We start from the raw sequence: 15,850 nt of genomic DNA on the forward strand, positions 1-15,850 counted from the left end.
GCCCCGCCCATCGATGAATAGGCGGGGCGAGGAGTCCTTCGATGAATCTGGACATCATCAGCAGCAACAAGAGCTTCGACGGCTGGCACAAGCAGTATCGCCACCGCTCCACCGCGCTCGATTGCGAGATGCGTTTCGCCATCTACCTGCCACCCCGGGCCCTCACCGGCCAGAAGGTGCCCGTGCTCTACTGGCTCTCCGGCCTCACCTGCACCGACGAGAACTTCATGCAGAAGGCCGGGGCCCAGCGCATCGCCGCCGAGCTCGGCATCGCCCTGGTGGCACCGGACACCAGCCCCCGCGGCGAGGGAGTGGCAGACGATCCCGGCTATGACCTTGGCATGGGGGCCGGCTTCTACGTCAACGCCACCCAGCATCCCTGGCGCGACCACTACCAGATGTACGACTACGTCACCCGGGAGCTGCCCGATCTCATCGAGACCCACTTCCCGGTCTCGACGAAACGCGCCATCAGCGGCCACTCCATGGGGGGCCACGGTGCCCTCATCGCCGCCCTGCGCGAACCCGGTCGCTACCGTTCGGTGTCGGCCTTCAGCCCCATCAGCCACCCGAGCCGCTGCCCCTGGGGCCAGAAGGCGCTCGGAGCCTACCTCGGCAACAACCCCTTGCTGTGGCAGGAGTGGGATGCCTGCCAGCTGCTGCGCCATCACGACAGCCCGCCCCTGCCGACCCTGGTGGACGTGGGGCTGGACGACCCCTTCCTGACCGAACAGCTCGGCATCGATACCCTGGCCGAGGTGGCCGGCACCAAGGGCTGGCCCCTCGAGCTCAACCGTCACCCCGGCTACGACCACAGCTACTACTTCGTGGCGAGCTTCATCGAGGCGCACCTTCGCTTCCACGCCCGCCATCTGGGCGACGCGGCCCAGAAGTAAGGGGCCAGACCTGGTGGCGGCCACCATGCTGGCCGCCCCGAGACACAAGGAACGAGAAACAAGGATGCCTCTATTCACCACATTGCTGGCCATGCCGGATCAGTTCGAGGGACTGCTTGCCCAGGTGCCCGACGAGTACCTGGACTGGGAGCCCGCCAACTGGGCCGGGATCCCCTCCGAGCGTTTCAGCGCCCGGGGGCACCTCTGCCACCTGCTGGACATCGAAACTCTGGGCTATCAGGTGCGCTTTCGCCGCACCCTGGCGGAGAGCCTGCCCGAACTGGCCTCCCTCGATGGCTATCAGCTGGCGCAGGACAACCTGTACCGGCAGCAGGCTCCCGCCGTGCAGCTGGCGCGCTTTCGCACCGCCCGCCTGCAGACCGTCGAATGGCTGAAGACGGTGCCGTCCGACGCCTGGCAGCGTCGGGCACGCTACGGCAACTATGGGGAGGTGACCCTGGATGGCCTGGTTCGCCTGCTCGTCAGCCACGACCACCAGCACCTCGCCGGCATGCAGTGGCTGCTGATGCGCCTGAATGCGGATCATCGCCTCGCCCTGCCCCTCGCCTGAGACAAGGCCCAACACCCGCGGATAACAAAACAGGCCCTGCCGGGCCTGCGTCTTTATCAGGATAGGGCGGGCGACTCAGCCCCCCAGCCGGCTCACCCGGCCGGAGCCCGCGATCTCGCTGGTCAGGGCGGGATCGCCCCAGTAACCGACCGAGCCGGCACCGGCGATGCCGATCTTCAGCTGCCCGCTGGCCCGCACCTTGACGTCGCCGCTGCCCGCGATGTTGACCTCCACCTCCCTGCCTTCGAACCCCTCGCCCGAGACGCCGCCGGCACCGGCCACGTTCAGCTCGATCTCCCTGGCCGAGCCTTGCCCCAGAGCCAGGCTGCCCGCCCCGGCCACGTTGCCCTCCAGCCGGTTTACCTCCAGCCGGTCGGCGACGATGTCGCCCAGGCCCGCCACCGACAGCACCAGCTCATTCCCCTTGAAGCCGCTCAGGTCGCCGCGAGCCAGGCCCGCCAGGGCCAGCGCCTCCACCCGGGGCAGGGTGATGTCGATGTCGATGGGCTCGGAGAGCTCGAACCGGTAGCCATCCCTCACCTTCATCTCCAGGGTATCGTCCCGCTCCGTCAGCACCAGATAGGGCAGCAGATCCTCCTGCCCACGGATCACTATGCCCCTCTGCTCCCCCGCCTTCAGGTGGATGCTGGCCGGCACTGCCGCCTCCACCCGGGTCACCTGCAGGCCCAGGCCATGGTGCTGCTCGATGACGGGGCCACTCCCCCTCACCAGGGTATCATCCAGCTGATTGCAGCCCCCCAGCCCCAGAGCCAGCATCGCCCCCAGAATCCACTTCATGTCTCTCTCCCTGTTGATGGCCGGTTTCGGCCCAATGGTTCTCGTTCGGACCAGATGATGGCAATCCCTGTGCCATAATCTCAATTATATGATTTATATGCTCTTTTCTATTTTACCTGGTCATGTCATCAGGCTGTAAGGTGCCATTTAGACCATATGTTGGCAAAACTGGCCATGCCCGGACGGGGAGGCGTTCCCCCGGCGGCCCCCCGCCATGGCGGCAGAGATCGACAGTTTTTTGTTGTCGCGCCGGTCTGTTGAGCCAATAGTGATACCTGGTGCGTATAGAGCACTCCATCGATGCATACCAACAAGGAGTCAGAGCGTGACCCAAGCCAGCCACCCCTTCGTCACCCCAGAGGGCCTGCCCGCCCCCACACGAACCCCGCTGTTGACCGGCACGGATCCCGAGCACAAGCGCCGCGAGCTGCTCGCCTACTTCTGCCAGACGTTTGATCTCTATGACTCCCTGTTCGAGTGCCTGGCCGACGAGCGCGCCTGGTTCAACAAGGCGATCCCCCTGCGCCACCCGCTCATCTTCTACTACGGCCACACCGCCGCCTTCTTCGTCAACAAACTGTTGGCGGCCCGCCTCATCGAAGGGCGCCTCGATCCCCGCATCGAGGCCATGGTCGCCATCGGGGTGGACGAGATGAGCTGGGACGATCTGGACGAGACCCATTACGACTGGCCCTCCGTCAGCGAGCTGCGCGCCTATCGCGGCCGGGTGCGCGCCCTGGTGGTCGACTTCATCGAGAAGATGCCGATCGAACTGCCCATCGGCTGGCAAAGCCCGGCCTGGGTCATCCTGATGGGGATAGAGCACGAGCGCATCCATCTCGAGACCTCCAGCGTGCTGATCCGCCAGCTGCCGCTCGCCTGGGTGCGCAGCCAGCCCCAGTGGCCGGTCTGCCCCGAGGCGCGCCATCGCCGTGACGAAGTGCCCGCCAACAGCCTGCTGCCGGTGGCCGTTGGCCGGGTGCGGCTCGGCAAGCAGGACGCCACCTACGGCTGGGACAACGAATATGGCGAGCGCCATATCGAACTGGCCCCCTTCCAGGCCAGCCGCATGCTGGTGAGCAACGCAGAATTTTTCGACTTCGTGCAGGCCGGCGGTTACGAGACCCGGGCCTGGTGGGATGACGAAGGCTGGGGCTGGCGCCAGTATGCCAGGGCGCGCATGCCCACCTTCTGGGTCGGCAACCCCGCCGAGCCCGAGCAACTGCAACTGCGGCTGATGACCGAGCAGGTCCCCATGCCCTGGGACTGGCCGGTGGAGGTGAACCAGCTGGAGGCCGCCGCCTTCTGCCGCTGGAAGGCGGATCAGACCGGCCTGCCCATCCAGCTGCCGAGCGAGGCGGAGTGGATGCTGCTGCGGGAGCAACTGGCCGGCGATCAGCCGGATTGGATCGAGGCGCCCGGCAACATCAACCTGGCCCGCTTCGCCTCCTCCTGTCCGGTGGATGCCTGCCCCCAGGGCAGCTTCTTCGATCTGGTGGGCAACGTCTGGCAGTGGACCAGCACCGCCATCGACGGCTTCGAGGGGTTCAAGGTGCATCCCCTCTACGACGACTTCTCCACCCCCACCTTCGACGGCAAGCACACCCTCATCAAGGGCGGGAGCTGGATCAGCACCGGCAACGAGGCACTCAAATCCTCCCGCTACGCCTTCCGTCGCCACTTCTTCCAGCACGCGGGCTTCCGCTACCTGGTCTCACGCCATCAGGAGCCCGTCATCGTGAACCCTTATGAAACCGACACCCTGGTCGCCCAGTATCTCGACTTCCAGTACGGTCCGAGCCACTTCGGGGTCGCCAACTACGCCGAGGCTCTGGCCGGTCTTGCCAGCGAGCTCTGCGGCCGCCATGAGCGGGCGCTCGACATCGGCTGCGCCACCGGCCGCGCCAGCTTCGAACTGGCCCGCCACTTCGCCCACGTGGACGGGGTCGACTACTCGGCCCGCTTCATCGACGTGGCGCTGGCGCTCGCCAGCCAGGACAGCTTCCGCTACGCGGTGCCGGTGGAAGGGGAGCTGGTGGAGTATTGCGAGGCGCGGCTCTCCCGCCATGAGCTCGGCCGCGAGCAGGCCGATCGCGTCCACTTCAGCCAGGGGGATGCCTGCAACCTCAAGCCCAAGTATGCGGACTACGATCTGGTGCTCGCCTCCAACCTCATCGACCGGCTGCGGGAACCCGCCCGCTTCCTGCGGGACATTGCTCCGCGCCTTCGCAGCGGCGGCCTGCTGGTGCTCACCAGTCCCTACACCTGGCTGACCGACTACACCCCCAGGGCCAACTGGCTCGGCGGCATCCGGGAAAATGGCGAGGCCCTCGGCACCTATCAGGCGCTGCAGCGGCTGCTGGCGGAGGAGTTCGAGGAATACATGCCCCCGAGGGACGTCCCCTTCGTCATCCGCGAGACCGCCCGCAAGTACCAGCACACGGTGGCCCAGCTCACCGTCTGGCGCAGACGCTGACGAGGCGGCAAACGAAAGAGGGAGGCCCACTGGCCTCCCTCTTCTTTATCCGGACGTCTTACCCCTGCTGCACCTGGGGCACCGTCTCCTGCTCGCGGTAGCGACGGGCCAGCACGGCGCACACCATCAGCTGGATCTGGTGGAAGATCATCAGGGGCAGCACCATGACCCCGACGCTGGCAGCCGGGAACATGACGTTGGCCATGGGCACCCCGTTGGCCAGGCTCTTCTTGGAGCCGCAGAAGACGATGGTGATCTCGTCCGCCTTGCCAAAACCGAGGCGACGGCTGATCCAGACGTTCCAGCCCAGCACCAGTGCCAGCAGCACACAGCTCAGCAGCACGATACTGGCGAGATCGTACCAGCCGACCTGGTGCCAAATCCCCTGCACCACCGCCTCGCTGAAGGCCACATAGACCACCAGCAGGATGGAGCTCTGATCCAGCTTGCCGATGAGCGGCCGGTGACTGTCGACCCAGCGGCCGATGAGCGGGCGCGACAGATGGCCCACCACGAACGGCAGCATCAGCTGCACCATGATGGCCTGAATGGAGTGCCAGGTATCGACCCCCTCCCCCTGTACATTGATCATCAGCCCCACCAGCACAGGCGAGAGGAAGATACCGAGGATGCTGGAGGCCGAGGCGCTGCACACCGCCGCCGACACATTGCCGCCGGCCATGGAGGTGAAGGCGATGGCCGACTGCACGGTGGCGGGCAAGGCGCAGAGATAAAGGAAGCCGAGGTAGATGGCCGGGCTCAGCCAGTGGGGCACCAGGGGCGTGAGCAGCAGCCCCAGCAGCGGAAACAGCACGAAGGTGCTGGCCATCACCACCAGGTGCAGCCGCCAGTGGCCGAGGCCCGCCAGCAGGTTCTGGCGCGACAGCTTGGCACCATGCATGAAGAACAGCAGCGCCACCGCCAGCTTGGTCAGCAGACCGAACCAGACGGCCACCTGCCCCTCGCAGGGGAAGAAGGAGGCCAGCGCGACCACCACAATCAGTACAGAGGTAAAGGGATCCAGACGCACGAGCGGTCTCCGGTGAAAGCAGATCCCGTCCCCGCGCGGGGCCGGTGATCGGGGACGACAGGAAACACAACAGGAGCTGTGGCACAGCTCCTGTTGAAACGAATCCCCAGCTTACCCCGATAAGCGGGAGGCGCAAAGTTGAGCGCCCCCCCTTTATCTGCCGGAAATTAAGCAAGCCCGGCTGGCCACCGGATCCGGCCAGCCTTGTGTCTCAACTCTGCTTGGCCAGCGTGCCGCCGTCGTTCGCTCCACCGGCCAGCCTGCGGGCCTGCCGCTTCTCGAAGCGGGAGATCCACCAGTAGGCCAGCGCCGAGAAGACCGCCGTCATGAAGACGTTGATGAAGAAGGCGCGCACCAGATCGACCCCCGCCGGGAAGGCGGAGGCACTCATGCTCACCACGAAGATGGCGATCAGCACCGACACCACCGCCATGCCGAATTTGCGCGACCCCATGCGGAACTCGCGGGGAGTGTCGTCATGTTTCCAGCGGAACACGAAGTAGGCCACCATGATGAAGATCGGCGGCAACATGGCAGTCCCTGCGGTGAGATTGATGGCGGTGTTCATCATCTGCTGCACCGATTCCGAGCCGAAGCCGTTGACCACCAGCATCACGAACACGAAAGCAAACTGCCACCAGGCGGCGCGCACCGGCACGCCGTGCTCGTTGAGCTGGGTGGTCTTCTCGCCGTAAACCCCTTGCGGGATCTCGGAGAAGTGGATCTTCACCGGCGCCGAGGTCCACATCATCATGGAGCCGAACATGGCGATGAACAGCACCACGCCGACGAAGCGGCCCACCAGCGCCTCCGACAGCTGGAAGTACTGGGCCATGCCGGTGAAGATCTCCACCATGCCGCCGGCATAGGTGAGGCTCTCGCGCGGTACGAACACGTTCACCAGCAGGGAACCGACCGCATACATGGCACCGATGACGACGCCGGCACTGATGATCACCTTGATGAAGGATTTCTGGCCCCCCTTCACGTCATTGAGGTAGGCCGCTGCCGTCTCGGCACCGCCCGCCGCCTGGAAGATCCAGCACATGATGCCGAGCGTCGCCCAGTTGACGGTGGGGGTCATGGCCTCCAGCGTAATCGGCTGGGCCGGCACGTGATCGCCGCCGAGGGCCATCAGGGCACCCAGCACATAGATGGCGAACAGGGCAAACACCCCGTAGGCCACGATCTCGGCAATCTTGCCGAGCCAGCTCGCCCCCTTGGTGGAGATGTGGGTCGCCGCCGCAAACAGCACGATGGAGATGATCGAGGTGACCATGGGGGAGAAGCTGTACTCGTACCCCAGCATGGCGTAAGAGGCGTAGGCGATGACGTTGGGCAGCAATGAGACGAACCAGAACAGGTTCACGAACCAGTAGAGGAACGAACCCAGATAGGCCATCCGGGTGCCGAGCGGCTTTTTCAGCCAGTCGTACATCCCAGACTCGGAGTTTTTGTTCGCCGAGACGAACTCGGCGATGATGAAGACGAACGGGATGAAGTAGACGATGGTCGCCAGCAGGAAGATGGGGGCGGAGCTGAGCCCCAGCTCGATGTTGTTGTTGACGATGTTGCGCACGTTGAACACGGCGGCAAAGGTCATCGACAACAGGGCAAACTTGCCTATGGTGTCGCGTACGGATTCAGACATGGTGTCCTCCAATGGACTCGCGCTCCCTGCGGGTAACGCTGTGACTCTGTGATGTGTTTGGCAAGGGTCTGTCGGCCCTGCGCTTTACTCTCTTGTTATGATCGGGCCGCTTGGGCGGCCTCGTTGGTGAACCGGTGCAGTCTCCCGCACCGGCTCGCAAAACCAGTCAGACGATCGGAGTGCCCGGTGCCATCGGCACCCGCGGCTGCAACAGCACGCTCTGGCTCTCGTCCGGGGTCTCGGCGCAGAGCAACATGCACTCGGAGCGCTCACCGCGCATTCGGGTGGGCTTGAGGTTGGTCAGCACCACCACCTCGCTGCCCATCAGCTCCTCTTCGCTGTAGTAAGGCACCAGACTGGTGACGGTCTGCAGCGGTCGCTCGCCCCCCACGTCGATCTGGACGATGTAGAGTTTGTCGGCCCCGGGGTGGCGCACCACCTCCAGCACCTTGCCCACCTTCATCTCGACCCGCTTGAATTCGGCAAACTCGATCGTCTCGCTCATGCTCTTCTCCTTATCTGGCTCAATGGTTTGCGGGTGGCCAACGGCCACCCGGTCTGATTGGGATTCAATGCAGTGCCTATGGCGCCTGCATGGCGACCTGCGCCGCCGGCTGGGCCTCTTTCGCGCGCGCCTCGGCGCTGAGGGAGGCCTCGTATCTGTTGTATTTCCACCAGGCAAAACCGAGGAAAATCACGATCCCGCCGACGTTGTAGAAGATGATGGTCATGATGTCGGCGCCGGTGGGGAAGGTGGAGGCGAGGAAGCCCACCGAGAAGATGGCGATCAACACCGACACCACGGCGATGCCGGTGGTGCGCGACCCCATCTTGAACTCCCGCGGCAGGTGATCGAGCTTCAGCCGCAGATTCAGGTAGGCCAGCATGATGAACAGCGGCGGCAACATGGAGGCGGCGGCGGTCATGTTGATGACGGTGTTCATCAGATCCTGTGCTGTGTTGGAGCCCAGGGTCGGGATCACCATCAGCGGCAGCACGATGAGGTACTGGATCCAGGCCGCCCGGGCGGGCACGCCGTTCTCGTTCAGCTCGACGGTCTTCTTGCCGAAGATGCCGGCCGGGATCTCGGAGAAGAAGATCTTTACCGGAGTGGCAGTCCACATCAGCAGGGAGCCGAACATGGCGGTGAAGGAGACCAGACCCACGAAGCGGTTCACCAGGACTTCAGGCAGACCGAAGTAGGAGGCCAGCCCCTCGAACACCTGCACCGAGCCGCCGGTGTATTTCAGGGTGCCGCTCGGCACGAAGACGTTGATCAGCAGGGAGGCGATGGAGTAGAGCACGCCGATGAAGATGCCGGCGACGATGATCACCTTCACAAAGGATTTGGAGCCGCCCTTGACGTCGTTGACGTAGACCGCCACCGACTCGGCGCCACCGGCCGCCATAAAGATCCAGGTAGTAATACCCAGGAAGGCCCAGCTGAAATCGGGAACCATGGCTTCCACCGTGATGGGGTCGGCCGGCTGCACGCCGCCGATCAGGGCCGCACCCGCCAGCAGAATGTAGGAGAGAGTCAGCAGCAGCATCAGGGACGAGGTCACCGAGGTGATGGGGCCCAGCATCTTGGCGCCGTTGGTAGAGACATAGGTGGCGAAGGCGAACAGGATCATGCTTAAGAAAGTGGTGGCCAGCGGGGTGAGGATGTACTCGTAACCCAGGAAGGCGTAAGAGGCGTAGGCGATGACCCTCGGCAGCAAAGATGTGAAGAAGAAGAGGTTCACGAACCAGTAGGTGTAGGCGGAGATGAAGGCCCAGCGACCGCCAAGGGAGCTCTTCACCCAGGCATAAACCCCCGCTTCGGAGTTCTTATTCAGTGACACAAATTCCGCAATGATCAGGCAAAACGGAATGAAGTAAAAAATGGTGGCCAGAAAGAACATCGGGGCTGACGCCAGACCGATCTCGATGTTGTTGTTGATGACGTTGTTGAAACTGAATACCGCCGCAAAGGTGAGCGACAGCAGACCGAACTTGCCTATCGTATTCCGTTTGGAATCAGACATGGTGCATCTCCAGACCTGTAGTAGTTGTCTGCGAAAGGGCGGGGCCTGAGCTGTAGGGTGAGCCCCGCGCCTTCCGGCTTTTTATCAGTACAAAATCAGCGGCTTGTTATTTGTTTTTGAAGTAGCCGCCTTCGACGGTGACCTTGATGATCACCTTGCGCACCGGGCCGTCGCCTGCGAAGCGATAGGCCTCATCGTTCTCGAAGATCACCACCTGGCCGTTGCCGACTTTCTGGCGCTCCTGCACCTCGCCGGCCAGCCACTCGCGGTCTGTGGTGTCGTCGTAAGCCTGTTCGACCCGCAGCTCATTCTTGGCAGCCCACTCCACCGTCTCCTCCCCTTCCAGGTAGTAGTGGACGTCGAAGTAACGACGTTGCCCCTCGAACAATGAGGTGGCCGGGCTGGCCCCCTCCTGCAAGCGGTAGGTGAGGGAGTCACCGATGGAGTGGCAGATCCCCGGCTTGAGGTTGCCAACGTTGTTGATGGCCTCCACGCAACGGCCCCACTTCTTGCCCTCCCGGTAGATGTTTTTGAACAGGGTCAGGTTGTCCAGGGTGATCATGCGAGGTTCCTCCCGCCGTTGATGGTGAGATCGAGCCCGGCCAGCGCAGCCGGATTGAGGTTGCCACGGGCAATGGGCAGCAGGGTCAGGCCGAAGCTGAACGGCTCGAAGCGCACCCGCCAGGAGTCCAGCACCTCGGAGCCCCAGGAGTTGGAACCGAGCCCCAGCACCTTGTGATCCAGGTTGAGAGTGAGATAGCCACTCGGTTCCAGCTCGTTGATGTGCTGCGCCGCGTGGATGTGCTCCCAGCTGTAGGGCCAGACGCTCAGGTTGATGGGGGCATCGGGCCGCACGTAGAGACCGGCGCCGTGACGGTTGGTCAGGGTTGCCCAGCGCACCTGCTGACGGTTGCCGTTGTCCTGCGGGAAGGGGTAGTGCTCCCACATCTCGCCCACCGTGCTCTGGAAGCAGTCGATCCAGTTGCTCTGGCGGCTGTCCAGATAGTTCTCGCCCGGGCCCATGCCGTAGTAGTGCACCCGGTCGAGATCCTGGCGAATACCCAGCTCGAAACCGATCTTGGGAATGATGTCGTCATAACCACCGTAGGGCTGACCGGAAAGGGCCACGTGCAGCTGGCCGTTCGGGCTCAGGGTGTAGACGTAGCGGCAGCGCATGCCGAAGTCGAACACCGGCGGCGCGATCAGGCTTTCCACCGTCACCTCGACCGCGTCACCGAGCTGACGCCAGCTCAGAGTACGGAAGTGCTCCTGCATGATCTGCAGGTGGTTCGGGTGCCACAGGCTCTCGTACTCCTGCTTGTGGTTGTCGATCATCGGCTTGAAGAAGGTGAGGCGCGGCGCCCGTTCGATCAGCTCGACACCGTCTTGCTGCCAGCTCACCAGCTTGCCATCGAGGCGCGAGAAACGCAGGGCAAAGCCGCTGCCACTCAGGGTTAGATCGAGCCGCTCATCGGCAATCTGCAATGCCGTGGCGTTGGGGTTGGCAAAGGGTTGCAGCTGACGGGTCGACTCTTTGAGCTGGAACTGGTACTGGCCCAGCTCGTGCTCCGCCGCACTGTAGCGGGTAGCGCTGGCCTTGATGACCCGCAGCTGGACGAAGGTCTCCCGCCCATCGAGGGATGGCAGTTCGAGCTGCAGCTCTGCGGTGGCACCGGGAGCAATCCCTTCCAGCCGGATTTGCTGGCTGGCCAGCAGTTCACCTTCGGCCTTAACTTCGACCAGCAGACGGATGTCGTCGAGATTGGAGAACCAGTAGCGGTTTTCCACCGCCAGCTTGCCGCTCGCCAGATCCAGCGCGCGCACCTTGACCGGGCAGATCACCTGCTTGTATTCGCGCAGGCCAGGCCCCGGAGTCTGATCCGGATAGATGAGGCCATCCATGCAGAAGTTGTAGTTGTTGGGGTAGTCGCCGAAGTCGCCGCCGTACTTGTAGACAGGGCGGCCCTGTTCGTCCTGATCCAGAATGCCGTGATCGCACCACTCCCAGATGTAGTGACCCTGAATGTGGGGATGACGGTCGAACACCTGCTGATATTCGCTGAGGCCACCCGGACCGTTGCCCATGGCGTGGGCGTATTCGCAGAGGATGCGCGGCTTAGGCATAGGGAACTCGCCGAAGCAGTTCATCTGGGAGACGCGGGAATACATGGTACTGACCACATCCACCACCTCGGTATCGCGATCCTCTTCGTAGTGCACCAGCCGGGTCGGGTCGATCCCCTTGCAGCGCCGGTACATGGCCGTGATGTTGCAGCCGTAGCCGGACTCGTTGCCGAGCGACCAGATGATGATGGAGGGGTGGTTCTTCTGGGCGTGCACGTGGCGCTCGATGCGATCCACGAACACCGGCTCCCAGAAAGGGTCGTCGGTGATGCGGCTGAGATCGCCGACGTTGGCAAAACCGTGGGTCTCCACGTCGGTCTCCGCCATCACGAACAGGCCGTACTGGTCGCACAGCTCGTAGAAGCGCGGGTCGTTCGGGTAGTGGGCGGTACGCACCGAGTTGAGGTTGTGCTGCTTCATCAGCACGATGTCGCGCTCCACCCGATCCATACCGACCGCGCGGCTCTTGAGGTGGTCGTTGTCGTGGCGGTTCACCCCGTGCAGCTTGAGGTAGTGGCCGTTGACGTAGAAGAGGCCGTCCTTGACCTTGATTTCACGCACCCCGACCCGATGCGGGATCACTTCCAGCAGATCCCCCTGACCGTTGTAGAGGGAGAGGTGCAGCTGATAGAGGTAAGGATCTTCGGCGCTCCACAGATGGGGGTTGGCCAGATCCAGCGTGAAGCGGCAATCACACTTGCCGTCGATGACAAGATGGTCGAGCGAGCCGCTGGCGATCTCGCTGCCCTGATCCAGCAGCGACCAGACCAGGCGGTGATCACGGGCAGCCGCCCCCAGATTCTCCAGCTGGATATCGCAGCTCAGGGTAGCGCTTTGATCGTCATCCGCCAGCGCGGTGCGAATGAAGAAGTCCTGCACATGGGCGGCCGGTTTGCCCACCAGATAGACGTCGCGGAAGATCCCTGCCATCCACCACATGTCCTGATCTTCGATATAAGTGGAGTCCGCCCACTGCATCACCCGCACCGAGAGCAGGTTATCGCCAGTGTTGGCATAGGCGCTGATGTCGAACTCGGCGGTGAGGCGACTGCCCTTGCTGAAGCCGACGTAGTGGCCGTTCACATAGACCTCGAAGTAGGTCTCCACCCCGTCAAACTTGATGATCACCTGCTCACCGTCCCAGGCCGGGCTCAGCGTGAAGCTGCGCTGATAGGCGCCGGTGGGGTTGTTGGTCGGCACGAAGGGCACGTCGATGGGGAAGGGAAAACCCTCGTCGGTGTACTGCAGCTGGCCATGCCCTTCCATCTGCCACATGTTGGGCACGGCGATCTGGCCCCACTCGTTCATGGGGGTGTGATAGAAGGCCTCCGGCACCTGCAGGGGGTGGTCGAAGTAGTGGAACTGCCACTGGCCGCTAAGGCTCAGAAAACGGCGGCTCAGCTCCCGCTGCATGGTGACCGCCAGCCCGTGGTCGGCATAAGAGAAGAAGTAGGCGCGCGGGGCCAGCCTGTTTTCACCAACAAATTGGACGTTTTCCCAGTTATTCACATGTCCTCCCGGAACAAGGCAACGTTAACTGGGTAAACTCTAGATAAACATTTACTAAATATCAGTTTTGAATCGGTAAAGTTTTAAGCTGATCACAATGGCTGGATGGTTTTGTGAGCGAGATCAGAAGCGGAGGATAAAAGAGGGCGGAGCAGAGAGGGCTGGCATGGATGTTGACGAGCACAGGTTTACTGACAATTAATTCGATATATAACAATATGATACTTTTTCGTTGGCTACTGATGGGAAAGAGATTTACCAGGAAGAGCTGCCGCACCACTGCAAGATGGTGCGGCTAAAATCCATTTAATTTTACTAAAACTATCGAGTGGTGCCACGCAGGGTCAATTTGCTCGGTACCAGCACCCGCAGAGGGATATCCCGCTCGTCACGCAGCCTTTCAACCAGCAGATTGACCCCCTGGGAGCCCATCAACTCGGAGTGGATCCGCACCGTGGAGAGCGGCGGGAAGGTGAACTTGGCGGTAGGGATATCGTTGACGCTGATAAGCTCGATCTGCTGGGGAATAGCCAGCCCCTTCTCGTGGATGGCACGCAGCACGCCGATGGCGATGGAGTCAGAGGCAACGAACAGCGCCCTGGGCCAGTCCCCGGCCAGCATCTCCTTCGCCAGCGTGTAGCCGGAGGCACTGGAGAAGTCCCCGCGATAGAGATCCTGCTCCTGCACCACCCCCAGCCGCTGCCCGTAGTCGAGAAACGCAAGCTCCCGCAGATCGGGCCCATCGTCCTGGCCACCGATATAACCGATGCGCTGATGGCCCTGGGCGATGAAGAAATCCACCACCTGCTGGCTGATGAGCGCCAGATCCACGTCGACCGAGTCGAACTCCCCCCGGGAGCGGCAATCGACGAACACCAGCTGGGCAGAAAGGGAGTGAAGCGCGGCGAGACGTTCCTCGGGCAGATGCCCGATGACCAGGATGCCGTCGACGGCGGAGAGCTCACGCCCTTCCGCACCGCTGTAGCAGTGGGTCAACTCGATATTGAGGCGGGCACACTGGCTCTCGATGCCGTAGCGGATGGCGAGGTAATAGGGGTCGTTGACCTCGGTACTCTGCGGGTAGGCATAGACCGCCAGGAAATGCAGCTTGCTCTTATGTACCCCTTTGCGGGCACTGCTGGTCTTGTACTCCAGACGCTCGGCAATCTCGAAGATCCGCTGTCTGGTTTCTTCCTTGACGCTCAGGCTGGGATCCTCGTTCAGCACCCTGGATACGGTCGCGAGCGAGACGCCCGCCTCCTGTGCAATTTCCTTCAACGTAGCCATCAATACCTCGCTGGCAGCATCACGTGTTAATCGGCAACGGCTAAAGAGTAACGAGCAATTCCTTGATAGCCCAGCGTTTTTACTAAAAAACCGCCAGAAGAGAGGGTGATGGCAGAAACGCAAAAAGGCCTCCCGAATGGGAGGCCTCTTCTGAATAGGTGCCTGACAGTGTCCTACTCTCGCATGGCGAATGCCACACTACCATCGGCGCTACCGCGTTTCACTTCTGAGTTCGGCATGGGTTCAGGTGGTTCCACGGCGCTAATGCCGTCAGGCAAAAAGCGTTTAAAGCTGCTTACTTAAAAATGGTGCTGATACCCAGAATCGAACTGGGGACCTCATCCTTACCAAGGATGCGCTCTACCGACTGAGCCATATCAGCACACTAACCGGTAAAGACCACGCTCAGCGCGCAATCTTGAAATGGGTGCCTGGCAGTGTCCTACTCTCGCATGGCGAATGCCACACTACCATCGGCGCTACAGCGTTTCACTTCTGAGTTCGGCATGGGGTCAGGTGGTTCCACTGCGCTATTGCCGCCAGGCAAAATCTTCAATCCAGAAAGCTGACGTGAATAACAACTTAGCTAGTGTGCTGTGTCGCTATCACTGAATTTGAGTAGTTCGTTCTATTTGCTACAAGCCTCTGAACACTTCTTGGGTGTTGTATGGTTAAGCCTCACGGGTAATTAGTATGGGTTAGCTCAACACGTCGCCGCGCTTACACACCCCACCTATCAACGTTGTGGTCTCCAACGGCCCTTTAGGACCCTCAAGGGGTCAGGGATGACTCATCTCAGGGCTCGCTTCCCGCTTAGATGCTTTCAGCGGTTATCGATTCCGAACTTAGCTACCGGGCAGTGCCACTGGCGTGACAACCCGAACACCAGAGGTTCGTTCACTCCGGTCCTCTCGTACTAGGAGCAACTCCCTTCAATCATCCAACGCCCACGGCAGATAGGGACCGAACTGTCTCACGACGTTCTGAACCCAGCTCGCGTACCACTTTAAATGGCGAACAGCCATACCCTTGGGACCGACTTCAGCCCCAGGATGTGATGAGCCGACATCGAGGTGCCAAACACCGCCGTCGATATGAACTCTTGGGCGGTATCAGCCTGTTATCCCCGGAGTACCTTTTATCCGTTGAGCGATGGCCCTTCCATTCAGAACCACCGGATCACTATGACCTACTTTCGTACCTGCTCGACCTGTCCGTCTCGCAGTTAAGCTGGCTTATGCCATTGCACTAACCTCCTGATGTCCGACCAGGATTAGCCAACCTTCGTGCTCCTCCGTTACTCTTTGGGAGGAGACCGCCCCAGTCAAACTACCCACCAGGCACTGTCCGCGAGCCCGATTCAGGGCCCTGCGTTAGAACATCAAACATACAAGGGTGGTATTTCAAGGACGGCTCCAGCGCAACTGGCGTCACGCCTTCAAAGCCTCCCACCTATCCTACACATGTAGGTTCAATGTTCA

11 protein-coding genes, 1 tRNA gene and 3 rRNA genes (1 of these 15 running past the window's edge) are annotated in these 15,850 nt (G+C 61.9%); 3 read left to right on the forward strand and 12 right to left on the reverse strand.

The features are described from left to right. Positions 1-41 precede the first annotated feature (41 nt). On the forward strand, positions 42-896 hold the full coding sequence (gene fghA / locus I6L45_RS05675) for an S-formylglutathione hydrolase (protein WP_216983659.1): 855 nt from the start codon (positions 42-44) through the stop codon (positions 894-896). Between the two features lie 64 nt (positions 897-960). Then, on the forward strand, positions 961-1,467 hold the full coding sequence (locus I6L45_RS05680) for a DinB family protein (protein ID WP_216983660.1): 507 nt from the start codon (positions 961-963) through the stop codon (positions 1,465-1,467). Between the two features lie 75 nt (positions 1,468-1,542). On the opposite strand, the gene I6L45_RS05685 is transcribed toward I6L45_RS05680, so the two are convergent. Then, positions 1,543-2,265, reverse strand: a complete 723-nt coding sequence (locus I6L45_RS05685; RefSeq protein WP_216983661.1) for a head GIN domain-containing protein — start codon at positions 2,263-2,265, stop codon at positions 1,543-1,545. A gap of 325 nt (positions 2,266-2,590) precedes the next feature. On the opposite strand from I6L45_RS05685, the gene ovoA reads away from it, so the two are divergent. Then, positions 2,591-4,741, forward strand: coding sequence for a 5-histidylcysteine sulfoxide synthase (ovoA, locus tag I6L45_RS05690; protein WP_216983662.1), 2,151 nt, complete (start codon positions 2,591-2,593; stop codon positions 4,739-4,741). 58 nt (positions 4,742-4,799) lie between these two features. Here ovoA and I6L45_RS05695 read toward each other — a convergent pair whose 3' ends face one another. The 11 genes from I6L45_RS05695 to I6L45_RS05745 all read right to left on the reverse strand — a co-directional run. Further along, the gene (locus I6L45_RS05695; RefSeq protein WP_216983663.1) at positions 4,800-5,771 is read right to left on the reverse strand and encodes a bile acid:sodium symporter family protein; all 972 of its coding nucleotides are present in this window, start codon (positions 5,769-5,771) and stop codon (positions 4,800-4,802) included. A gap of 211 nt (positions 5,772-5,982) precedes the next feature. Then, positions 5,983-7,422: an amino acid permease gene (locus I6L45_RS05700; protein WP_216983664.1), complete on the reverse strand. Its 1,440-nt coding sequence runs from the start codon at positions 7,420-7,422 to the stop codon at positions 5,983-5,985. A gap of 166 nt (positions 7,423-7,588) precedes the next feature. Then, positions 7,589-7,927 (reverse strand): tRNA-binding protein, encoded by a 339-nt coding sequence (locus I6L45_RS05705; RefSeq protein ID WP_026080427.1) that lies wholly within the window; start codon positions 7,925-7,927, stop codon positions 7,589-7,591. 76 nt (positions 7,928-8,003) lie between these two features. Beyond that, positions 8,004-9,449 (reverse strand): amino acid permease, encoded by a 1,446-nt coding sequence (locus I6L45_RS05710; RefSeq protein WP_216983665.1) that lies wholly within the window; start codon positions 9,447-9,449, stop codon positions 8,004-8,006. A 106-nt stretch (positions 9,450-9,555) separates the two neighbouring features. Continuing rightward, the gene (locus I6L45_RS05715) at positions 9,556-10,011 is read right to left on the reverse strand and encodes a beta-galactosidase subunit beta (protein ID WP_216983666.1); all 456 of its coding nucleotides are present in this window, start codon (positions 10,009-10,011) and stop codon (positions 9,556-9,558) included. Beyond that, positions 10,008-13,082: a beta-galactosidase subunit alpha gene (ebgA, locus tag I6L45_RS05720; RefSeq protein WP_216983667.1), complete on the reverse strand. Its 3,075-nt coding sequence runs from the start codon at positions 13,080-13,082 to the stop codon at positions 10,008-10,010. Before ebgA ends, I6L45_RS05715 begins: the two co-directional genes overlap by 4 nt. A 321-nt stretch (positions 13,083-13,403) precedes the next feature. After that, complete coding sequence (ebgR, locus tag I6L45_RS05725; RefSeq protein ID WP_210549901.1) at positions 13,404-14,369, reverse strand: transcriptional regulator EbgR; 966 nt, start codon at positions 14,367-14,369, stop codon at positions 13,404-13,406. A 160-nt stretch (positions 14,370-14,529) separates the two neighbouring features. After that, positions 14,530-14,644 (reverse strand): 5S ribosomal RNA (gene rrf, locus I6L45_RS05730). A gap of 31 nt (positions 14,645-14,675) precedes the next feature. Beyond that, positions 14,676-14,751 (reverse strand) — tRNA-Thr (locus tag I6L45_RS05735). A 47-nt stretch (positions 14,752-14,798) separates the two neighbouring features. Further along, positions 14,799-14,913, reverse strand: a 5S ribosomal RNA gene (rrf, locus tag I6L45_RS05740). A gap of 123 nt (positions 14,914-15,036) precedes the next feature. Continuing rightward, positions 15,037-15,850: ribosomal RNA gene (locus I6L45_RS05745) — 23S ribosomal RNA — on the reverse strand; it runs 2,075 nt beyond the window's last position.

The organism is Aeromonas sp. FDAARGOS 1415 (assembly GCF_019048365.1).
GTDB classification, from domain to species: domain Bacteria; phylum Pseudomonadota; class Gammaproteobacteria; order Enterobacterales; family Aeromonadaceae; genus Aeromonas; species Aeromonas taiwanensis.

Coding starts and splice junctions, on each gene's coding strand:
- fghA (WP_216983659.1), top strand. CDS start 42: ATGAATCTGGACATCATCAGCAGCAACAAGAGCTTCGACGGCTGGCAC.
- I6L45_RS05680 (WP_216983660.1), top strand. CDS start 961: ATGCCTCTATTCACCACATTGCTGGCCATGCCGGATCAGTTCGAGGGA.
- I6L45_RS05685 (WP_216983661.1), bottom strand. CDS start 2,265: ATGAAGTGGATTCTGGGGGCGATGCTGGCTCTGGGGCTGGGGGGCTGC.
- I6L45_RS05700 (WP_216983664.1), bottom strand. CDS start 7,422: ATGTCTGAATCCGTACGCGACACCATAGGCAAGTTTGCCCTGTTGTCG.
- I6L45_RS05705 (WP_026080427.1), bottom strand. CDS start 7,927: ATGAGCGAGACGATCGAGTTTGCCGAATTCAAGCGGGTCGAGATGAAG.
- I6L45_RS05710 (WP_216983665.1), bottom strand. CDS start 9,449: ATGTCTGATTCCAAACGGAATACGATAGGCAAGTTCGGTCTGCTGTCG.
- I6L45_RS05715 (WP_216983666.1), bottom strand. CDS start 10,011: ATGATCACCCTGGACAACCTGACCCTGTTCAAAAACATCTACCGGGAG.
- ebgR (WP_210549901.1), bottom strand. CDS start 14,369: ATGGCTACGTTGAAGGAAATTGCACAGGAGGCGGGCGTCTCGCTCGCG.